Annotated in this window: 19 protein-coding genes; 11 read left to right on the top strand and 8 right to left on the bottom strand. The window is 60.2% G+C overall.

Annotation, left to right across the window (positions count from 1 at the left end):
* The first annotated feature begins 10 nt into the window (after nt 1-10).
* The gene (locus HU754_RS21215) at nt 11-760 is read left to right on the top strand and encodes a sulfite exporter TauE/SafE family protein (RefSeq protein ID WP_186620601.1); all 750 of its coding nucleotides are present in this window, start codon (nt 11-13) and stop codon (nt 758-760) included.
* Here the strand turns inward: HU754_RS21215 and HU754_RS21210 are convergent.
* Complete coding sequence (locus HU754_RS21210; RefSeq protein ID WP_007908606.1) at nt 750-1,604, bottom strand: LysR substrate-binding domain-containing protein; 855 nt, start codon at nt 1,602-1,604, stop codon at nt 750-752. The two genes, HU754_RS21215 and HU754_RS21210, sit on opposite strands and share 11 nt — an antisense overlap.
* A gap of 96 nt (nt 1,605-1,700) precedes the next feature.
* Here HU754_RS21210 and HU754_RS21205 point away from each other — a divergent pair, with 96 nt between their 5' ends.
* The gene (locus HU754_RS21205; RefSeq protein WP_095048457.1) at nt 1,701-1,922 is read left to right on the top strand and encodes a DUF1127 domain-containing protein; all 222 of its coding nucleotides are present in this window, start codon (nt 1,701-1,703) and stop codon (nt 1,920-1,922) included.
* An 80-nt stretch (nt 1,923-2,002) separates the two neighbouring features.
* Nucleotides 2,003-3,223: a winged helix-turn-helix domain-containing protein gene (locus HU754_RS21200; protein ID WP_186620603.1), complete on the top strand. Its 1,221-nt coding sequence runs from the start codon at nt 2,003-2,005 to the stop codon at nt 3,221-3,223.
* A gap of 102 nt (nt 3,224-3,325) precedes the next feature.
* On the opposite strand, the gene HU754_RS21195 is transcribed toward HU754_RS21200, so the two are convergent.
* Nucleotides 3,326-4,672: a class II 3-deoxy-7-phosphoheptulonate synthase gene (locus HU754_RS21195; RefSeq protein ID WP_077573929.1), complete on the bottom strand. Its 1,347-nt coding sequence runs from the start codon at nt 4,670-4,672 to the stop codon at nt 3,326-3,328.
* Between the two features lie 153 nt (nt 4,673-4,825).
* Here HU754_RS21195 and HU754_RS21190 point away from each other — a divergent pair, with 153 nt between their 5' ends.
* Complete coding sequence (locus HU754_RS21190) at nt 4,826-5,581, top strand: spermidine synthase (protein ID WP_095125136.1); 756 nt, start codon at nt 4,826-4,828, stop codon at nt 5,579-5,581.
* Nucleotides 5,582-5,687: 106 nt separating this feature from the next.
* Here the strand turns inward: HU754_RS21190 and HU754_RS21185 are convergent, their stop codons facing one another.
* Nucleotides 5,688-6,479, bottom strand: coding sequence for a crotonase/enoyl-CoA hydratase family protein (locus tag HU754_RS21185; RefSeq protein ID WP_093435147.1), 792 nt, complete (start codon nt 6,477-6,479; stop codon nt 5,688-5,690).
* A 422-nt stretch (nt 6,480-6,901) separates the two neighbouring features.
* On the opposite strand from HU754_RS21185, the gene HU754_RS21180 reads away from it, so the two are divergent.
* On the top strand, nt 6,902-8,575 hold the full coding sequence (locus HU754_RS21180; protein ID WP_008088238.1) for a DEAD/DEAH box helicase: 1,674 nt from the start codon (nt 6,902-6,904) through the stop codon (nt 8,573-8,575).
* Between the two features lie 105 nt (nt 8,576-8,680).
* Here HU754_RS21180 and HU754_RS21175 read toward each other — a convergent pair whose 3' ends face one another.
* Complete coding sequence (locus HU754_RS21175) at nt 8,681-9,448, bottom strand: DODA-type extradiol aromatic ring-opening family dioxygenase (protein WP_186620605.1); 768 nt, start codon at nt 9,446-9,448, stop codon at nt 8,681-8,683.
* A gap of 103 nt (nt 9,449-9,551) precedes the next feature.
* On the opposite strand from HU754_RS21175, the gene HU754_RS21170 reads away from it, so the two are divergent.
* Nucleotides 9,552-10,199, top strand: coding sequence for a thiopurine S-methyltransferase (locus tag HU754_RS21170; RefSeq protein WP_186620607.1), 648 nt, complete (start codon nt 9,552-9,554; stop codon nt 10,197-10,199).
* 201 nt (nt 10,200-10,400) lie between these two features.
* Here HU754_RS21170 and htpX read toward each other — a convergent pair whose 3' ends face one another.
* The gene (gene htpX / locus HU754_RS21165) at nt 10,401-11,288 is read right to left on the bottom strand and encodes a protease HtpX (RefSeq protein WP_007908619.1); all 888 of its coding nucleotides are present in this window, start codon (nt 11,286-11,288) and stop codon (nt 10,401-10,403) included.
* A 303-nt stretch (nt 11,289-11,591) separates the two neighbouring features.
* The gene (locus HU754_RS21160; RefSeq protein ID WP_007908620.1) at nt 11,592-12,803 is read right to left on the bottom strand and encodes a pyridoxal phosphate-dependent aminotransferase; all 1,212 of its coding nucleotides are present in this window, start codon (nt 12,801-12,803) and stop codon (nt 11,592-11,594) included.
* Between the two features lie 224 nt (nt 12,804-13,027).
* On the opposite strand from HU754_RS21160, the gene msrB reads away from it, so the two are divergent.
* The 3 genes from msrB to HU754_RS21145 all read left to right on the top strand — a co-directional run bounded on the left by msrB (nt 13,028) and on the right by HU754_RS21145 (nt 14,476).
* Complete coding sequence (msrB, locus tag HU754_RS21155; protein WP_093435141.1) at nt 13,028-13,423, top strand: peptide-methionine (R)-S-oxide reductase MsrB; 396 nt, start codon at nt 13,028-13,030, stop codon at nt 13,421-13,423.
* Between the two features lie 109 nt (nt 13,424-13,532).
* A complete protein-coding gene (locus tag HU754_RS21150; RefSeq protein ID WP_016985485.1) occupies nt 13,533-14,018 on the top strand; it encodes a glutathione peroxidase in 486 nt (161 codons plus the stop codon).
* Complete coding sequence (locus HU754_RS21145; RefSeq protein ID WP_186620609.1) at nt 14,015-14,476, top strand: MarR family winged helix-turn-helix transcriptional regulator; 462 nt, start codon at nt 14,015-14,017, stop codon at nt 14,474-14,476. The genes HU754_RS21150 and HU754_RS21145 overlap by 4 nt, the downstream gene beginning before the upstream one ends.
* Here HU754_RS21145 and HU754_RS21140 read toward each other — a convergent pair.
* Nucleotides 14,460-16,781, bottom strand: coding sequence for a hybrid sensor histidine kinase/response regulator (locus tag HU754_RS21140; protein WP_186620611.1), 2,322 nt, complete (start codon nt 16,779-16,781; stop codon nt 14,460-14,462). The two genes, HU754_RS21145 and HU754_RS21140, sit on opposite strands and share 17 nt — an antisense overlap.
* 167 nt (nt 16,782-16,948) lie before the next feature.
* Between HU754_RS21140 and HU754_RS21135 the strand changes: the two genes are divergently transcribed.
* Complete coding sequence (locus tag HU754_RS21135) at nt 16,949-17,839, top strand: ATP-binding protein (protein ID WP_093435135.1); 891 nt, start codon at nt 16,949-16,951, stop codon at nt 17,837-17,839.
* Complete coding sequence (locus HU754_RS21130; RefSeq protein WP_186620613.1) at nt 17,836-18,318, top strand: GAF domain-containing protein; 483 nt, start codon at nt 17,836-17,838, stop codon at nt 18,316-18,318. The genes HU754_RS21135 and HU754_RS21130 overlap by 4 nt, the downstream gene beginning before the upstream one ends.
* On the opposite strand, the gene HU754_RS21125 is transcribed toward HU754_RS21130, so the two are convergent.
* Nucleotides 18,319-21,264: an HD domain-containing phosphohydrolase gene (locus HU754_RS21125; protein ID WP_186620615.1), complete on the bottom strand. Its 2,946-nt coding sequence runs from the start codon at nt 21,262-21,264 to the stop codon at nt 18,319-18,321.
* Nucleotides 21,265-21,277 lie beyond the last annotated feature (13 nt).

The raw sequence follows: 21,277 nt of genomic DNA, 5'->3' as shown, positions 1-21,277 counted from the left end.
GAATTCAGCTGTGATGGAGTTTTTGTTGTACCTGCTGTTCGGCGCCGCGCTTGGCACACTTGGCGGCATTTTCGGCATCGGCGGCGGCTTGATTGCTATCCCGCTGCTTGGTGTGTGGTTCGGCCTCGATCAGCAGATTGCCCAAGGCACCGCGCTGGTCATGGTGGTGCCGAACGTGATGCTGGCGCTGTGGCGCTATCACCAGCGCAATCGCATCGAACTGCGGCATGCGTTGCCCTTGGCGCTGATGGGTTTCTGCTTTGCGTGGGTCGGTTCGATCTGGGCGGTGGGTATCGATGCGCAAACCATGCGCATCGGTTTTGTCGCTTTCCTGGTGGTGCTCTCGGCGTACAACCTGCTGAAGATGTTCGGCAAGCAACCCGCTGCGACTTCCGAGATGCGCTATTCCTGGCCTTGGCTCGGCGTCCTCGGTGCGGCGTCCGGAACCATGGGCGGCTTGTTCGGTGTCGGCGGTGCCGTGGTGGCAACGCCGGTGCTGACCAGCCTCTTCGGCACCACGCAAGTGGTCGCTCAGGGCTTGTCGCTGGCGCTGGCGTTGCCAAGCACCGGCGTGACCCTGGTGACCTACGCGGTACATCACGAAGTGGACTGGATGATCGGCCTGCCGCTGGCCATCGGCGGTCTGGCGAGCATCAGTTGGGGGGTGAAAGTTGCCCACGCCATGCCGGAAAAACTTCTGCGCGGGCTGTTCTGCGGTTTCCTGGTGCTGTGTGCGGTGATGCTCGCGTTTAAAGTTTAAAACCTTCGACGATATGCTCGGCCAGGCACTCGGTGATCGGCGACGGATTGTTCAGGTTGCGGATCAGCATGATGCTGGCCTCGGGCAACAGCGGCAGATCTTCGGCGGCGCCGAGAATGCGCATGTCCGGGGTGATCAGGCTTTCCAGTTGCGCGGTGATCGCCAGACCCGCGCTCACCACCGCCATCAACGCCGAGAGGCTGGTGCTGTTATAAGCGATGCGGTATTCGCGGCCCATCGCATCCAGTGCGTTACACGCCCACAAGCGGCAGAAACAATCACTGTTGAACATCGCCAGAGGTAGTGGCGTTTGTTCGTGGGCGCTGAAATTCTGCGCCTCGGCCCAGACAAAACGTTCCTTGCGCAGCAACTGACCGATTTCGTTGCCCGGTTCACGGGTGACGATCGACAAATCCAGGTCAGTACGCTGCAACAGTTGTTTGGTCGATTCGCAATGCACTTCGATCTGGATCAGTGGATAGAACTGCGCAAACCGCGACAGGATACCCGGCAGAAAACGCATCACGTAGTCATCCGGCGTGCCGATGCGCACGGTGCCGACCATGTGCGGCTCGCGCAAGGTGTTGAACACTTCGCTGTGCAGCTTGAGGATGCGCCGCGCGTATCCGAGCAGCACCTGGCCTTCAGCGGTCAGACGCACCTGGCGTCCGTCGCGCTCGAACAACTGCCGCTGCAACACGTCTTCTTCCAGACGCTTCATCTGCATGCTCACCGCCGACTGCGTGCGGTTGACCATTTCGCCGGCGCGGGTGAAACCGCCCTGATCGGCAATCGCGACAAAGGTGCGCAGGACATCGGTATCGATACTGGGGTAGGCCGACAATTGATGAATCTCCGTGATGCATGCCATCAGAAACATTCGTTGGATTGATCTTAGTGTCGGCGCGAGACTTGAGCCATCCACAAAGGAGGCAACACGATGAAAGGTCAAAGAGAGTATGTAGATGACGCAAAATTTTCCGGCCACGGCCATATCGTTTCCGACCTGCTGCACAAGTTTAGCCGCTGGTACGAATTGCACCGTGAACGCGAGCTGCTTGCCAGTCTGAGCGACGAAGCGTTGAAAGACATCGGCGTCAGTCGTGCCGACGTTGAACACGAGTCCGTGCGGCCGTTCTGGGATGATCCGATGCATAAATGACCCGCTGCATAAATGATGAGCAGAACGCTACACAAACCCTCTTCCAGTGAGGTAGGTTGCGAGCAGACAAGGAGATGCTCATGCCCGCGACTCTGGCCTTTTCCCTCAAACAGGCGCGACGACTGGCGCTGGCTGCCCAAGGGTTCAACGGGCGCCAGCCGCCGACCGTCAAGGCGTTACACGTCAACCGGCTGATCGAAAGGCTGGGTTTGCTGCAAATCGACTCCGTCAACGCCGTGGTGCGCTCGCACTACCTGCCGCTGTTTTCCCGTCTCGGTTCCTATTCTTCCGACTTGCTCGACCAGGCTGCCTGGAGTTCGGGGCGACGTCGCACGTTGTTCGAATACTGGGGACACGAAGCCTCGTTGCTGCCGATGTCGATGTATCCGTTGCTGGGCTGGCGCATGCAGCGGGCCAGGCGTGGCGAGGATATTTATCAGCAACTGGCCAGATTCGGTCGCGAGCAGCAGGACGTGGTGCGTCGGGTCTTGAGTTCGGTGCAAGAGCAGGGCGCGTTGGGCGCCGGCAGCCTTTCAACCCGTGCAGACAAGGCCGGACCGTGGTGGGACTGGAGCGCGGAAAAACATGCGCTGGAGTGGCTGTTCGCGGCGGGTGAAGTGACGGTGGCGGGGCGGCGTGGTTTTGAGCGTTTGTATGATTTGCCGGAGCGGGTGATCCCTTCATCGATCCTGCAACAGGCGTTGCCTGATGAAGCCGAAGCGCAACGTGGCCTGCTATTGCACGCGGCACAGGCCTTGGGTGTCGGTACTGAAAAAGACTTGCGTGATTACTTTCGCCTGAATCCGACGGATGCGCGGCCACGTCTCGCGGAACTGATTGAAGCTGGGCAGTTGCAGATGTGCGAAGTCGCCGGTTGGCGGCAAATCGCCTATTGCCTGCCGGAGCCGAGCGTCCCGCGCAAGGTCATGGCCAGTGCGCTGCTGTCGCCCTTTGATTCGTTGATCTGGGAGCGTAGCCGGACTGAGCGCTTGTTCGATTTTCGCTATCGGCTGGAGATTTATACGCCAAAGGACAAACGGGTTTACGGCTATTACGTGTTGCCGTTTTTGCACAACGAGCGGATTGCTGCGCGGGTGGATTTGCGGGCTGAGCGGGCGGCGGGGCAGTTGGCGGTGCATGCGCTGCACGAGGAGGAGCCGGGGCTGGATGAGCAGGGGATGCTGGCGCTGGCGGAGAATCTGCGGCAGATGGCGGATTGGTTGGGGCTGGCGCGGGTGCAGTTGAATTGTCAGCGCGAGAGTGCGGCGCGGTTGCGGGTGGCAATGGCGCAGGTCGGCTGACTGAGTTGGCCCCTTCGCGAGCAGGCTCGCTCCCACATGGGTTTCGTATACGACACAAATCCAGTGTGGGAGCGAGCCTGCTCGCGAAGGAGGCGACGCGGTCTAGCGGCGGACTTGTTTCAGCGTCTCGGCAATCAAAAACGCCAACTCCAGCGACTGGTCAGCATTCATCCGTGGATCACAGTGCGTGTGATAGCGATCCGACAAGCCATCTTCAGTAATCGGCCGCGCACCACCGATGCACTCGGTGACATTCTGCCCGGTCATCTCGATGTGAATGCCGCCGGCATAACTGCCTTCCGCCTCGTGCACCTGGAAGAACTGTTTAACCTCGCCAAGGATCTGCGCGAAGTCGCGGGTCTTGTAGCCGCTGCTGGCCTTGATGGTGTTGCCGTGCATCGGGTCGGAACTCCACAGCACTTGCTTGCCTTCGCGCTGCACCGCGCGGATCAGCGCCGGCAGGTGATCGCCGACCTTGTTCGCGCCCATCCGCGCAATCAGGTTGAGGCGCCCCGGATCGTTGTCCGGGTTGAGCACGTCGATCAGGCGGATCAGGTCATCGGGATCCATGCTTGGGCCAACTTTGACGCCGATCGGGTTGTTCACCCCGCGCAGGAATTCGACATGCGCGCCGTCGAGCTGACGAGTACGGTCACCGATCCACAGCATGTGCGCCGAGCAATCGTAGTAATCGTTGGTCAGGCTGTCGCGGCGCACGAAGGCTTCTTCGTAGTTCAGCAGCAGTGCTTCGTGGGCGGTGAAGAAGCTGGTTTCGCGCAGTTGCGGCGAGCTGTCCATGCCGCAGGCACGCATGAATGCCAGGGTTTCATCGATGCGGTCGGCGAGGTGACTGTATTTTTCAGCCAGCGCCGAGTTGGCGATGAAATCGAGGTTCCACTTGTGCACTTGGTGCAGGTCGGCAAAACCGCCCTGAGCAAACGCGCGCAGCAGGTTCAGGGTCGCGGTGGACTGGTGATAGGACTGCAGCAGGCGCTCTGGATCCGGCACGCGGCTCTTTTCGTCGAAGCCGATGCCGTTGACGATGTCGCCCCGGTAAGCCGGCAGCGTCACGCCGTCGATGGTCTCGTCGTTGGCCGAGCGCGGTTTGGCAAACTGACCGGCCATGCGCCCGACCTTGACCACCGGGCAGCCAGCGGCGAAGGTCATGACGATCGCCATTTGCAGTAACACTTTGAAGGTGTCGCGAATCTTCGCAGCGGAGAATTCGGCAAAACTTTCCGCGCAATCACCGCCCTGTAGCAGGAATGCCCGGCCCTGGGTGACTTCGGCAAACTGGCGGCGCAGTTCGCGCGCTTCGCCGGCAAACACCAGTGGCGGATAGCTGGCCAGCGTCTGCTCGACCTGGCGCAGATGCGCCGCGTCAGGATATTGGGGTTGTTGCTGGATCGGCAGGGCGCGCCAGCTATCAGGACTCCACGGTTGGCTCATCACGGTCTCTAATTGGTTCTACGCACGGGAAGCCCATGGTAGCAGCAATTAGTGCGTGACCTGCTCCCGCCCCATCGCCGACAATCGCCGCTTTGCCACGGCGCCACAGCGGTGCCATCGCGTCACCGCGCCCGGTGACCATCAGGAGACGAAATGACTGAGGAGCGCGTCGAGCATCTGCTCGCCGAAGTACAGGATGAGTTCGGCGTGATTCGCGTGCTGGAAGTGGCCGATTACCGCTTTCTCGAGTTCGGCGATGCGATCGAGCAGAGCTGCGTGTTCACCGCAGATCCGAGCTGGCTCGAATACGATTACACCCGGGCGATGCTGATCGGCGCGTTGTGCCACGAGCAGCCGGAGAGCGCGCTGTTTCTCGGGCTCGGCGCTGGTACATTGACCCAGGCCTGCCTCAAGTTCCTGCCGCTGGAAGATGTCGAAGCCATTGAACTGCGTCCGGATGTGCCGCGCCTGGCCATCGAATACCTTGGCCTGGACGATGATCCGCGGCTGTACATCCGTGTTGGCGATGCGCTGGAGTTACTGCCGACGGCTGAGCCGGCGGATCTGATTTTTGTCGACCTGTATACCGATGTCGGTCCGGGCGTCGGGCATCTGGCCTGGAGTTTTCTCGGCGACTGCCAGAAGCGTCTGAATCCGGGTGGTTGGCTGGTGATCAACCAGTGGGCCACCGATGACGGCAAGCCTCTGGGCGCGGCGTTGTTGCGCGGGCTGTATCACCGGCATTACTGGGAATTGCCGGTGAAGGAGGGCAACGTGATTCTGATTGTGCCGGCGGACCTCGATCAGGAGCTGGACATGCAGGCACTGACGGCCCGGGCTGAAGCGCTGGCGCCGCGGTTGGGGTATTCATTGCAGTCGTTGATCAACAGTATTCGCCCGGCGACCTGAGTCGTCAGTGACGGCCTCTTCGCGAGCAGGCTCGCTCCCACATTGGAATGCATTTTCCCTGTGAGCGAGCCTGCTCGCGAAGAGGATATGATAACCAGCAAATATTTCAGATCCCTTTGAAGACTCCAGGCCGCCGCTCCACCAGCGACCGCACCCCTTCCTTGGCATCCTCACTCGCCAACAACTTCTTCACCAGCGCCGGCAGCCCTTGCGCCGCCGCGGTTTCACCTTCATATCGCGCTTGGCGTGCCGACATCAATGTCGCCTGCACCCCCAACGGCGCCTGCCGCGCAATCCGCTCAGCCAATTCAATCGCCCGCGGCAGCAGGTCTTCGCTGGCCATGACTTCCTGCACCAACCCCAGGTGCAACGCCTCGTGCGCATCAAACTCATCGCCGGTCAGCAGCCAGCGCATCGCGTTGCCCCAACCGGCGATCTGCTGAAAACGTAAAGTCGCACCACCAAAAGGAAAGATCCCACGCTGCACTTCCATCTGCGCGAAGCGGGTATTGCTCGCACACAGGTTTATATCGGCTGCCAGCATCAGCTCGATGCCGATGGTCAGGCAGTAACCCTGCGCGGCGACAATCACTGGTTTGCTCACCCGTGGCCCGACGAAAACGCCCCACGGATCGCAACCGCCGGTCGGAACCTGCCAGCCCTGGGCGAGGGCGGAACTGGCGTTGACCAGATCCAGGCCAGCAGTAAAGTGCTCGCCATGCCCGAACACCACCGCCACCCGCGCTTCGCTGTCGGCCTCGAACTCGCCGTAGGCCAGGCTCAGCTCGTTGAGCAGGTCGAGGTCGAAAGCATTGCGCTTGGCCGCTCGATCCAGGCCAATCAGATGGACGTGACCACGACGTTCACGGCTGACGCGGCCGGGGCAGGGCTGATTCATGGGTAGATCCTCGGGCGGGAAGGGCGGGTGCAGCGACGGTATGCCGCACATCAGTGAATCGTTTAAGCGTCATCGCCCGCAGGGCCGGGCCTTTGAAAAATAGACCTTCGCGCGATTATCCGCAAAACCCCGTTACACAGCGGTGACACGCTCATTCAGGCAATAAAAAAAGCTCCCTTTTTGGGCAAAATCCGGTATAGTGCGCGCCGGCCTTTAACCGGGCCGCGTTTAGGTAGCGCATTTCCCGAAGTCAGCTTCGGCTGCACGTCCGCATTGCGGGCTCTTCCCGGACGATTCTTTTTTTCATTCATTCGTTTTCGCAAATCCCCGCCGACAAAGCTGCCAGGGCGACTCTTGAGTCTCAACACGGCATGCGCAGCTTTGGAGCATGGGTCTTTGCGGATGCACTTAGAGGCAGACCCATGACCCAGGAAACCGGCGGATTCGCCGCTTTTAATCTTAACCCGAATATTCTTGCAGCCGTCGCAGCGACTGGCTACGAAGAGCCTTCGGCGATTCAGCAGCAATCGATCCCGATCATCATGGCCGGCCAGGACATGATTGGTCAGGCGCAAACCGGTACCGGTAAAACCGCCGCGTTCGCACTGCCTATTCTGCACCGCATCGATCCTGCCAAGCGCGAACCGCAAGCCCTGATCCTGGCGCCAACTCGTGAGTTGGCGCTGCAAGTAGCAACCGCTTTTGAAACCTACGCCAAGCAAATGCCGGGCGTTACCGTTGTGGCCGTTTACGGCGGCGCGCCTATGGGCCCGCAACTGAAAGCAATCCGTAATGGCGCACAGATTGTTGTCGCCACTCCGGGCCGTCTGTGCGACCACCTGCGTCGCGACGAAAAAGTTCTGTCGACCGTGAACCACCTGGTTCTCGACGAAGCTGACGAAATGTTGAAACTGGGCTTCATGGATGACCTGGAAGTCATCTTCAAGGCTCTGCCAGCGACCCGTCAGACCGTTTTGTTCTCGGCTACCCTGCCGCAGTCGATCCGCGCCATTGCCGAACGCCATCTGCGCGATCCGCAACACGTGAAGATCCAGACCAAGACCCAGACCGTTACCGCGATCGAACAGGCTCACCTGTTGGTTCACGCTGACCAGAAGACTTCGGCCGTTCTCAGCTTGCTGGAAGTGGAAGATTTCGACGCTCTGATCATGTTCGTGCGTACCAAGCAAGCCACCCTGGATCTGGCCAGCGCCCTCGACGCCAAAGGCTACAAAGCCGCGGCGCTGAACGGTGACATCGCCCAGAACCAGCGTGAGCGCGTTATTGACTCGCTGAAAGATGGCCGTCTGGACATCGTTGTCGCGACCGACGTAGCTGCTCGTGGTCTGGACGTTCCGCGCATCACTCACGTGTTCAACGTTGACATGCCGTACGACCCAGAGTCCTACGTTCACCGTATCGGCCGCACTGGCCGTGCCGGTCGCGAAGGTCGTGCACTGCTGCTGGTGACTCCACGTGAGCGCCGCATGCTGCAAGTGATCGAGCGTGTAACCGGTCAGAAAGTTGCTGAAGTACGCCTGCCGGACGCTCAAGCCGTTCTCGATGCACGCATCAAGAAACTGACCAACAGCCTGTCGCCGCTGGTCGCTGATGCCGAATCGACCCACGGTGAGCTGCTCGATCGTCTGACTGCAGACATCGGCTGCACCCCGCGTGCTCTGGCTGCTGCGCTGCTGCGCAAAGCCACCAACGGTCAAGCGCTGAACCTGGCGGCGATCGAGAAGGAACGTCCACTGGTGCCGAACAACGCACCGCGTGGCGACCGTCCTGAGCGCACTGGTGATCGTCCTGATCGTGGTGACCGCGAGCGTCGCGCGCCAATGCCTTTGGGCGAAGGCCGTGCTCGTTGCCGTACCGCGCTGGGTGCGCGTGACGGTATCGCTGCGAAGAACCTGCTGGGCGCCATCCTCAACGAAGGCGGTCTGGCCCGTGAAGCGATCGGTCGCATCCAGGTGCGTGACAGCTTCAGCCTCGTCGAGCTGCCGGAAGATGGTCTGGACAAACTCCTGACCAAACTGAAGGACACTCGCGTTGCTGGCAAGCAGTTGAAGCTGCGTCGCTATCGCGAAGATTGATCCGCCCTTGGGCTGATTGATCGAACATAAAAAATCCCCGACTGGTTCGGGGATTTTTTTTGCCTGTTTTTTGCCTTTGTGGGAGCGAGCCGGCTCGCGAAGGCGTCAACCGAAGCGGTAAATATCCATGCCCAGCGCACCCATTGTGAATCCCTTGTGCGCCACGCTGAACTCACCGCCCGCACCCCGGGCAAAATACAACGGCAACAAATGCTCATCACTCGGATGACTGCGCACCGCATGCGGCGCCTGCTGACGATAATCGTGCAGCGCTGCCTCATCGTCGGCCGCGAGCTTGTCGATCACCCAGTCACGGAAATCCCGCGCCCAGGGCTCAACGCTTTCCGGGCCGGCGTGCCAGTCCAGTTCGCGCAGGTTGTGCGTGATGCTGCCGGAGCCGATCAGCAAAATGCCCTGATCACGCAGACTCGCCAGTGCCCGGCCGACTCGGGTTTGCAGCGCCGGACCCGTGCGGCTAGGTAGCGAAACCTGCACCACTGGAATATCCGCCAGCGGGTACATCAGCGACAACGGCACCCAGACGCCATGATCGAACGGGCGTTGCGGGTCGAGCCGTGCCGGCAGATCCGCTGCCTGCAACAGTTTGGCGACTTCGGCAGCCAGTTGCGGATTACCCGGCGCCGGATACTGCACTTCAAACAGCGCCCGGGGAAAGCCGCCGAAGTCGTGCCAGGTTTCCGGTTGCGCATGGCTGCTGACCAGCAGTTCCTGGCTTTCCCAGTGCGCGGAGACGATAACGATGGCTTTGGGTTTCGGCAATTCGGCGGCCAGACGAGCCAGAGCCGGACCACTGGCGCCGGGCTCCAGGGCCAGCATGGGTGAACCATGGGAAATGAACAGGCTGGGCAACATGATGGGTTCCTGAGCGTTAAGATGGCTTCATCTTCAGTCAGATCATTGATCTAAATCTAATATAAGTTTTAACGCTTTTTGATCGAATTATTGGGAGTGATGCATGCAACCTGAGTTTTGGCACAAGAAGTGGGCTTCGGGGCAGATTGGTTTCCATCTGCCTGAGGTAAACCCGTATTTGCAGCGGCACTGGGCGGTACCGGCAGCGGCGCGAGTGCTCGTGCCTCTGTGTGGGAAAAGTCTGGATCTGGCGTGGCTGGCCGGACGCGGTCATCAGGTGCTCGGGGTCGAACTGTCGGAAAAGGCTATCGAGGACTTTTTCAGTGAACATCAGGTGCAGCCGCAGATCAGCCAGAAGGGCGCGTTCAAAGTCTTTCGCGGTGAAGCCATCGAGCTGTGGTGCGGTGACTTTTTTGCGCTAACGGCGAGCGATGTGGCTGATTGCACCGCGTTGTACGACCGCGCCGCGCTGATTGCCTTGCCGGCGACGATGCGTGAGCGCTATGCGGCGCATCTTCAGCAGATTCTGCCGCTGGCTGTGCAAGGGTTGTTGATTGCCCTGGACTACGATCAGGCGCAGATGCCGGGGCCGCCGTTTGCGGTGGGGGATGATGAGGTGCAGCGGTTGCTGAGTGGTGCCTGGCAGGTGCAGATGCTGGAAGAGCAGGATGTGCTGGAGGAGAGCGGGAAGTTCCTTCAGGCTGGCGTGACGCGGCTGGAGGAGCGGGTCTACCGGGTTTCTTCCCGATAGTTTGTTGGCGCCGTTACGGGCCTCTTCGCGAGCAAGCTCGCTCCCACAGTGATTTGTGCTATGTCACAGATCGCCTAAACACCGCAGAACCCTGTGGGAGCGAGCTTGCTCGCGAAAGGGCCGGCACTGTCGGCGCACAATCCAAAGATGTAAAAAAGGCCCGCATCACTGCGGGCCTTTTTCATTGTTACACCGGTCGGATCAACCGCGACGACGCAGGGCGTCGATACGCTCTTCCAGCGGCGGGTGGCTCATGAACATGCGGGCAAAGCCCTGTTTGATACCACCGTTGATGCCAAAGGCGTTAAGGGTGTCCGGCATGTGCACCGGCAGGCCCTGTTCGGCGCGCAGGCGTTGCAGTGCGCCGATCATTGCGCTGGTACCGGCCAGGCGGGCGCCGGCTTCGTCGGCACGGAATTCGCGCTTGCGCGAGAACCACATGACGATCGCACTGGCGAGAATGCCCAGTACCAGTTCGGCGAAAATGGTCGCCACGTAGTAGGCGATGCCCTGGCCTTCTTCGTTCTTGAAGATCACCTTGTCGACGAAGTTGCCGATGATCCGCGCAAAGAACATCACGAAGGTGTTCACCACGCCCTGGATCAGCGCCAGAGTGACCATGTCGCCGTTGGCGACGTGGCCGATTTCGTGGGCCAGCACGGCTTTCACTTCATCGGGTGAGAAGCGCTCGAGCAAGCCCTGGCTGACCGCGACCAACGCGTCGTTCTTGTTCCAGCCGGTGGCGAAGGCGTTTGCTTCGTAGGCCGGGAAAATACCGACTTCGGGCATCTTGATCCCGGCTTCGCGGGACAGTTGCTCGACAGTTTGCAGCAGCCATTGCTCATGCCGGGTACGTGGCTGGCTGATGATCTGGGTGCCAGTGCTCATCTTCGCCATCCACTTGGAGATGAACAGCGAGAACAGCGAGCCGGCGAAACCAAAGACTGCACAGAAAACCAGCAGCTGACTAAGGTCGAGATCAACCCCGTTGGCCGCCATGAACCCGTTGAAGCCGAAAAGGCTCAGGGTGATGCTGGCTATCAGCACGACCGCCAGGTTAGTGGCCAAAAACAGCAGGATGCGCATCATGGTTGTAGAAATCTCCTCAAGCTAAAGATGTAGCGTACTGCGGGGTATATAAGGTGCTGCACCGGGCTATTCAACTGAGTGACTATTTCAAACTGTGTCCTACAGCGGATTCTTCGGTGCCCGGCACATTTCCCACGACAGATAACGATAGGGATGACGGCCAGCCGCGACCCGTCGTCATTAAGCTGGACGCAGGTAAACGGTACGAATCGCAAGTGTAGAAGGCGTGCGCGGACGCGGAACGCAGAAGTGTTGCTGAATCAGACAGTGCGCAACGTTTGGCCGTTGCGCACTGCTGGCCAGTTACTGGCGGTAGGACTTGAGGAAGTTGCCGATACGGCCGATGGCCATTTCCAGATCGTCGACGCGGGGCAGGGTGACCACGCGGAAGTGATCCGGCCACGGCCAGTTGAACGCCGTGCCCTGTACCACCAGCAGCTTCTCGGAGAGCAGCAGGTCGAGGACGAATTTCTCGTCGTTATGGATCGGGCAGACTTTCGGGTCGATCTTCGGGAACGCATACAGCGCGCCCATCGGCTTGACGCAGCTCACGCCTGGAATGTCGTTAAGCAATTCCCAGGTGCGGTTACGCTGTTCCAGCAGACGACCCTGCGGCAGCACCAGGTCGTTGATGCTCTGATAGCCGCCCAATGCGGTCTGGATCGCATGCTGGCTCGGCACGTTGGCGCACAGGCGCATGTTGGCCAGCATGTCGATGCCTTCGATGTAGCTCTGGGCATTGTGCTTAGGCCCGGAAATGGCGATCCAGCCGGAGCGGAAACCCGCCACACGGTACGACTTCGACAGACCGTTGAAGGTCAGGCACAGCAAGTCCGGGGCTAGCGACGCGGTGCAGATGTGCACGGCATCGTCGTACAGAATTTTGTCGTAGATCTCATCGGAGAACACCACCAGGTTGTGCGCGCGGGCGATTTCCAGCATGCCCAGCAACACTTCCTTCGAATACACCGCGCCGGTCGGGTTGTTCGGGTTGATGATCACCATCGCTTTGGTGTTCGGGGTGATCTTGGCCTTGATGTCGGCCAGATCCGGGAACCAGTCGGCGCCTTCGTCGCACAGGTAATGTACGGCGTTACCGCCGGCGAGGCTGACGGCGGCAGTCCACAACGGGTAGTCCGGGGCGGGCACCAGCACTTCGTCGCCGTTGTTGAGCAGCGCCTGCAACGACATCACGATCAGTTCGGAAACGCCGTTACCCAGATAGATGTCTTCGATGCCGACACCTTCAACATTCTTCTGCTGGTAGTACTGCATCACCGCTTTACGCGCGCTGAACAGACCTTTGGAGTCGCTGTAGCCTTGCGCGGTCGGCAGGTTGCGGATCACATCCTGAAGAATTTCGTCCGGCGCTTCGAAACCAAACGGCGCCGGGTTGCCGATGTTCAGCTTGAGGATGCGCTGGCCTTCCTCTTCCAGTCGTTTGGCGTGCTTGAGCACCGGGCCGCGAATGTCGTAGCAGACGTTGGCGAGCTTGTTCGATTTGCTGAACTGCATGGCGATGTGATCCCGAAAATGAACGATCCAGGCGGCGGGTGGACAACCGTACTGGGATTCCTGCGTCTTCACACAGGCGGACGTCTTGAGCCGTGGCTCCCATAATCCGTTTGAATGCGCCCGGTCTGGCTGCCAGACTGGTGCGTGACGAGGCGCAATCATACGTGCCGCCCGATCCGTGGAAAAGGTACAGATCGGGCTTTTTCAGCCGCTGAGGTGTGATGATGGAAAAGTTGGAAAAAACCCTGGAAGAATGGCGGGCGATGCTCGACCCTGAGCAGTACAACGTTTGTCGTCTGAGCGCGACCGAGCGCCCGTTCTCCGGCAAATACAACGACACCAAGACCGATGGTATCTACCACTGCGTCTGCTGCAACGAGCCGTTGTTCGACTCCAAGACCAAATTCGACTCCGGCTGCGGCTGGCCGAGCTTCTACGCGCCAATCGGCGAAAGCGCGATGACCGAAATCCGTGACATCAGCCACGGCATGATCCGTACGGAAGTGAAGTGCGCGCGCTGTGATGCGCATCTGGGCCATGTGTTCCCGGACGGCCCGCCGCCGACTGGTTTGCGTTATTGCATCAATTCGGTTTGCCTGGATCTGGTTCCACGCGCATAAACGAATGAAGGCGACCTTCGGGTCGCCTTATTATTCGATAATTAAATTGCACACAATTTAATTGCTCGCTATGTTTGATCTTTCTTGACTGTCTGCGGAGCCCGACGCCATGAGCGACAACCTGTTGAACATTCCGTGCACCACCATCAAGGGTGAGCAAAAGACCCTGGCCGATTTCGCCGGCAAAGCGGTTCTGGTAGTCAACACCGCGAGCAAATGCGGTTTCACCCCACAGTACAAAGGCCTCGAAGAACTGTGGCAGACCTACAAGGATCAGGGTCTGGTGGTCCTGGGCTTTCCGTGCAATCAGTTCGGCAAGCAGGAGCCGGGTAACGAAGGGGCGATCAGTGAGTTCTGCGAGCTGAACTTCGGCGTCAGCTTCCCGCTGTTCAAGAAGATCGACGTTAACGGTGGAGACGCGCATCCGCTGTTCGTGCAGCTGAAAAAACGCGCGCCGGGCCTGCTTGGCTCCCAAGGCATCAAGTGGAACTTCACCAAGTTCCTGATTGGCAAGGACGGAAAACTGGTCAAGCGTTTTGCCCCGACCACCAAGCCGCAGGAGCTGAGCGGCGAGATCGAAGCCCTGCTCAAATGAACAGCCTGCCGGTCGATTCGCTGAAGCTCGACAGTCAGTTGTGCTTCAAGCTGTACGCCGCCTCTCGGGCGGTGATTCGTGCCTACAAACCGATGCTCGATCAGCTCGGCCTGACGTACCCGCAATATCTGGCGATGCTGGTGTTGTGGGAATGGCAGGACGCTGCGCCGGAGCAACCGACGGTCAAGGCGTTGGGCGAGCGTCTGGCACTGGACTCGGGCACGCTGACGCCATTGCTCAAGCGTCTGGAACAGTTGCAATGGGTACAGCGCCAGCGTTCAACGCGTGACGAGCGCGAAGTGCACCTGAGCCTGACACCGGCGGGGCAAGTCTTGCGCGAGCAGGTCGGGCCGCTCAAGGCCCGATTGCTGTGCGACAGCGGGGTGGATCTGGACCGTCTCAATGAGTTGCGTGACGGCCTCGATCACTTGCTGGGGCAGATCAAAGCGCTGTCGTAGTCGGGATCCACTGATCGAGCAGCGCCGCCAGCTCTTCACGGCGAAACGGCTTGGCCAGATAGTCGCTCATGCCGGCTGCGCGGCAGCGTTCGCGTTCTTCGGACATGGCGTTGGCGGTCAGGGCGACGATGGGCAGGCTCGGCCAGCGCCCGCTTTGACGGATCTGTCGGCTGGCTTCGTAGCCATCCATCACGGGCATGTTGCAGTCCATCAGCACCAGATCGAATTCGTGATACTCCAACTGATCCAGCGCTTCGGCACCGTGGGCGGCGACGATGACCTCGCAGCCCAGTTTGCCGAGCATGCCTTTGGCCACCAGTTGATTGACCGGGTTGTCCTCGACCAGCAACACCCGCCCGCGCCGCACTGAGGGAGACGTTTCCAACTGCGCATCGTTAACGGCGACCACGTCCGGTTGCAGGGTACGTCGCAGGTTCTGGTAGAGCGCATTACGCGCCAATGGTCGGGCCTGTTGCTGCAGAGGCGCGAGTGCGGCGGCTTCTTCGCTGGGCAGGAAACTGCCGTAGGCGGTTACCAGCAGAATCGGCGCCACAAGCGTCGGGCGCAAGCCGAACAGGCACTCCGGACAATCGGTGATCACCACGTCCGGCGTCAGGCCCAGCAGTGAGTCATCGATGGTGCGCTGCTCATATGTAAGTCCCCACACCGGCAGCAGGCTCTGCAACAGTTCCGCCAGTCCACTGCTGGCAGCGGTGATGGCGAGGATTTTTCCGTGCAGCGGCGCCGGAACCAGTGCGCGGGTATGACACGGCAATGGCAGCTCGGCACAGAACTGACTGCCGAACCCGGTTTCGGAACTGATGGTCAGACGCCCCTGCATGGCTTCGCAGAGGTTGTAGGTCAGCGCCAGACCCAGCCCGGTGCCGCCGTATTGTCGAGTGATGCCGGCGCCCGCTTGAGTGAACGGCTGGAAGATTTTCAGCTGCGCGTCCTGGGCGATACCGATGCCGGTGTCGCAGACCTCGATGCGCACGCCATCCTTGTAGGTCGACAAGCGCACATCGACCCGGCCGAAGCGGGTGAATTTCAGCGCGTTGGACAGCAGATTGCTGACGATCTGCCGCACGCGGGTCGGATCGCCCAGCACCAGTGCCGGGAAGTGCGGATCGATCAGGCAGGTCAGTTCGACGCTCGGCGCGGCGTTCTGCGACAACAGGTTGGCGGTGTCTTCAATCAACGAGCCAAGATCGAACGGGATGTGCTCAAGCTCCAGTTGCCCGGCATCGAACTTCGACAGGTCGAGAATATCGTTGAGCAATTCGACCAGCACCTTGCCCGAGTCGTGGGCGATCGACAGTTGTTGCTGCTGTTCGGCATTCAACGGACCGTCGAGTGACAGCGCGATCATTCCCAGCAGGCCGTTGAGCGGCGTGCGGATCTCATGGCTCATGTTGGCAAGGAACGCCGAGCGGGCCTCGGCCATTTCCAGGGCGGTGCTGCGGGCGACTTCGAGTTCCTGATTGGACTGGCTCAGCCGTGCGTTGATCGCCTTGAGTTCAGCGGTGCGCGCCGAGACGATGTTTTCCAGTTGTCCGAGGTAGTCGGTCAGTCGGTTTTCGGCGTTGCGTCGCTGCTGGATCTCGGTGGCAATGTTCTCGAATTGCTGATTCGCGACTTTGACCAGCACGCCGATTTCATCGTTGCCGTGGCCGGACGGGCACTCCAGCGTGGTCGGCTCGGCGCTGCGCGGGTCGCGCCCGCTGAGTTCGCGGATGACCCGCACCAGTGGTTTGGTCAACATCACATAGAACAGCGCCAACAGGATGCCGGTGAGAATCAGGCTGCGGGCGAAGCCATTGAGCAGGGTCACCTCGGCGCGGCGCAGGAAGCGACTGCCGAAGGCATAGGTGTCGACCTCAAGGCTTAACACGCCCAGCGATTCATTGGGCAGATGATCCAGATACAGACGGTCTTCGAACTGGCGTTTGGCGCCAAACAGGAAGTCGCTGATGACCCGATAGCCGCTTTGCAGTTCCGGTCGTTTGACGCTGGCCAGCACCGTATTGTTGTTGTCGATCAGTTGCGCAGAAATGATTGCCGGCGAGCGCAACAGGCCCAGGGTCAGTTCCTGCGCCAGTTCGGCGTCGATGTTGTAGGCGATCCGTGAGGCCGGGTTGTGGCTGATTTCCAGCAAAGACAGGATTTCACGGTTGATGGAGGCGTCTTCACTGGCATAATCGATGCCGATTTGCAGCAGGCTGAGCAGCGTGCCCAGAATGAACCCGACCAGCACGGTAAGCCTGGCTTGCTTGTAAGACAGCCGGTGGGTGAATTTGATATCCATGGGGTGTTGAACCACTTCCGTTTCCCTTCGCTGCTCAAGCATAGTCGATCATGTATGGATACCGAGGTTCCCGAATCGCCTTGTAACAAGGCTTGGTAGGGTGATTTTTATCTGTGTGTCGTCGCAGGATTCACCATCATCACTGTGAACGTGCCCGAGGAGAAGACGTGGATTCCCGATTAAATGCTTTTCTTGAACGCGCCGAGTCGGTTCTGGCGCGTATCGAACCGTTGTTGCCGGCACCACGGCCGGTGATCGACTGGGGCACTTGTCTGGCGGCGCGCTGGCAACGCGACGGGCGCAGCGGCTATCTGATGCCGCTGGAAGTCAGCCTCGACATGCGCCTGTCCGACCTGATCGGCGTTGACCGTCAGCTCGAACAACTGGGGCGCAACACCCAGCAGTTTCTCGATGGCATGCCGGCCAACCATGCGTTGCTCTGGGGGTCGCGCGGTACCGGCAAGTCGTCGCTGGTGCGGGCCTTGCTGGCGGAACACGCAGCTACCGGCCTGCGCCTGATCGAGATCGAGCGTGATCATCTGGCGGATCTGCCGCGGGTAGTCGAGCAGATCGGCAAGCTGCCACAACGCTTCGTGCTGTTTTGCGATGACTTGTCGTTCGAATCCGGTGAAGGCGATTATCGCGTTCTCAAAAGCGTCCTCGACGGCTCGCTCGAGCAGGCCCCGGACAATGTCTTGCTGTACGCCACCTCCAACCGCCGCCACCTGGTGCCGGAAAAGGAGAGCGATAACGAAAACTGGAAACGCGTCGACGGCGAACTGCATCCCAGCGAAGCCGTTGAAGACAAGATCGCGCTGTCGGACCGTTTCGGTCTGTGGCTGTCGTTCTATCCGTTTACCCAAGAACACTTCCTTAACGTCGTCGAACACTGGATCGGTCAGTTGGCCGCCAAGGCCGGCCTGAGCTGGCAGCGCGACGAAGCACTGGACATCCTTGCCGTGCGTTGGGCCACCGGCCGCGGTAATCGCAACGGACGTTGCGCGTACCAATTCGCCCGTTACTGGGTGGGACTGAAATTGTTGGAGCACAAGGCATGATTGATTTGCAACAAAGCGGCCAGGGCCTCGAAGGCTATGGCATGTTGGCCGCACAACTGGAATCGCTGCTGGCGGACGAGCGCGATTTCATCGCCAACGCCGCGCAGTTTTCGGCGTTTCTGTTCAACCAGCTCGATGACCTGAACTGGGCGGGCTTTTACCTCAATCGCAACGAAGAACTGGTGCTTGGTCCGTTCCAGGGGCAGATCGCCTGCGTGCGCATCCCGTTTGGCCGTGGTGTGTGTGGCGCGGCGGCGGCCACTCGGCAAACCCAGCGCGTTGAAGACGTACACGCGTTCCCGGGGCATATCGCCTGCGACAGCGCCTCGAACAGCGAGCTGGTCGTGCCGTTGGTCAAGGAAGGGCGCCTCATCGGTGTACTCGACCTCGACAGCCCGAAACTGTCGCGTTTTACCGAGCAGGATCAGGCCGGCATCGAGCAACTGGCAGCGATTTTCCTGCGTCTGACCGACTGCTGATCATGCGGTGAGGCCAGCCTTGTGCAACAGGCTGGCCGGATCGACGTTATCGATCTGTGCGGGATCGAGAAAACGCACGGCGTACTGCATGTAAACGCCTTCGTTGATGAACAATCCGAATAGCTGAGCATCGATGTGCGCCTCACGGCACATGGTGGCCATGATCGCCAAGGCCTCGCTCAGGGTTTTGGCCTTTTTGTACGGGCGATCGGCTGCGGTCAGCGCCTCAAAGATATCGGCAATCGCCATCATCCGCGCGGGCAGGCTCATGTCCTCACGCTTCAGGCGTTTCGGGTAACCGGTGCCGTCCATTTTTTCATGATGACCGCCGGCGATTTCGGCAATGCTGTCGAGGTGGCCGGGGAAGGGCAGGTGGCTGAGCATCATGATCGTCTGCACCATGTGGTGATTGATCATGTAACGCTCTTCGCGGGTCAGGGTGCCACGGTTGATGCTCAGGTTGTACAGCTCGCCGCGATTGTATTTGTGGTGCGGTACATCCAGTTTGAAGCCCCATGGATTGTCTTCGGGGATCAACTCGTTCGGGTCGCGTTCAAGCAAGTGCTCTGGCTTGTCTGCCAAAAGCTTTTCACTGACCGGCAGACTCGGTGCCGGCGTGCGCGCCTGACGCCGGTTCTCTTCCCATGACACGCCCAAGCGGTCATCAAGGGTGCGCAGCCAGGTGCGTTGCGCCAGATGGTCAAGGCGCTGCAGATCCGCCTCTGCCATCGCTTCACTGCCCAGATTGCAGCGCGCGACAAACGTAAAATCGTCGTCCAGCGCCGTCAGCGTGGCATCGCGCAATTTGGCCAGTGCAGTCTCATCGCCGCCCAGAGCGCGCGCCTGCCAATAGCTGATCCAGGCATCACGCTTGAGCACTTCGAAACGCGTGCGAATTTCATGAATACGGTCGTTGATGGTTTCCAGTTTGGTGGCCTTGTCGACCACGTATTCCGGCGTCGTCACCTTGCCGCAGTCGTGCAGCCACGCGGCAATGTGCAAGGCTTCCCATTCATCCTCGCTCGGTTGGTAGGCACTGAACGCTGGCGCCTCGCTTGCCGCTGCCGCCTGAGCGAGCATCAACGTCAGCTCTGGCACGCGCTGACAATGGCCGCCGGTGTACGGACTCTTGGCGTCGATGGCGCCAGCGAGCAGTTGAATGAAGGCGTCGAGCAATTGCTTCTGGCGGGCTTGCAGGCGTTGGCTCTCGATACTGACCGCCGCCGCGCCGGAGACAGCCTGGAGGAACGCGATGCGATCAGGGCGCAGTTTTTCCAGATCGGCTGCCGTGCCGCTGTCGCTCACCAGCAGAATCAGCAGGCCGATGGTTTCGTCGTGGCGGTTGTGCAGGCGGATGCCGATCAGATGGATGCGGGGCGATTGCATTGCCAGCAGGACCTTCTGCAAGTCGCCGGCCTGATCGACGCCGAAGTTGCTCACCACGTTGTTGGCGCCGACCAATTGTTCAAACCACTCCGGCCCTTTGTTCTGCTGCAGGTCGTGGCCCTGAATGTCGAATGCTTCCAACGCCTGAGACGTACCATCGATCACCAGCCCGTATGGCTCCATGCGGCTGCTGTCGCTTTCACGCAGATAGATCAGCCCTGCCTGCGCCTGCGCAATCTGCACCGTTTCAAACAGCACCCGTTGCAGCAGCGGGGCGAAGCGGGTTTCGGCGCCGAGGGTGTCGGTAATCCGGAAGAAACTCGCCAGGGTGTCTTTCATCCGCGCCATCGACACGCTCAACTGGTCGACTTCAAGCACCGGCGAGCGGCGGGCCAGAGGAAAGTTGAAATCGAAACTGCGAATCGCGTCGGCTTCCTTGACCAGTGCATGCAACGGCTTGACCAGAATTCGCGAAATCACCCAGCCCAGCGGCAGGCACAGCAGCAGGGTCGCGAGGGTGATCAGCGCGCCTTGCCAGCGCAGGCGGTAGGCATCGATCAATAACTCGTCCTCGGGCACCAGCAGCGCCAACTGCAAACCTTTCGGACCGCCCTCCTGAATGTTGCTGCGGGCGACGATCCACTGGCGACCATCGGCTTCCAGGCGATTGCCTGTGGCTGCGCCGGACAACAGCGCATGCAAGCCCGGACTCAGATCCGCCGCTTTGGCCAGATGCGCGCCGCTACTATCGACGATCAGGCGCTCGCTGTCGGGATAGGCCACAGCGTTGCCGTCGGCATCGAACAGGGCAATTTCGGTGGAGGGTGTGACGACATGTTTGCTCAGCGCCGCCGACAGGGCGACCAGCGTCAGGTCAGCACCGATGACGGCGTTCTCGCCGCTGCGTCGGGCCAGCGTCGTGCCGACATTGCGCGTGGAGAAAAACACGTAGGGCTCGGTGGTGATTTGTTCGTTTTGCTGGCGAGCATGGTTGAACCACGCGCGGCTACGCGGATCGTAGCTGTCGTCGGGGTTGTCCTGACGGCTGATCAGCGACAATGTCTGGTCAAAAAACAGCGATAGCGAGTGCATCGCGCCCTGCGGGTCATGTTCGATACTCCAGACCTGATACGCCGCCGCTTCAGGGGCCTTGAGCAATGTCTTGATCGCGGCGCTGCGCAGCGGACGCACCATGAAGAAATCGCCATTGGCATAACCCAGATATAGCGATGCCAGATTGGGATTATCGCTGAGCGACTGGCTAAACGGTCGGAGCAAGGGCAAGCGTTGTTCAAGGCGCGCGGCCTGAGTGGCGGGGTCATCCGCCAGCAAACTCAGCAGGTGCCGAATCGGCTGATAGGTTGCGGACATGTCCAGACGTACGTCTTGTTCGATTCTGTCGAACAGCTTTTCGCTGCTCGACAGGATGATCTGCGTGGTCTGGTGGTAATTGAACAGGCCCAGTACGACCCCGGTGAGCAGCAACAGGAATGTGAACATGACGCTGATGTGCACATGCAGCGGAAACCGGCGTTGCTCCGGGCGCAGTGGGCTGGGCATTTCGGACTCTCCA

Source organism: Pseudomonas zeae (assembly GCF_014268485.2).
Taxonomy (GTDB): Bacteria; Pseudomonadota; Gammaproteobacteria; order Pseudomonadales; family Pseudomonadaceae; genus Aquipseudomonas; species Aquipseudomonas neuropathica.
This window is presented reverse-complemented; position numbering and strand designations above follow the sequence as displayed.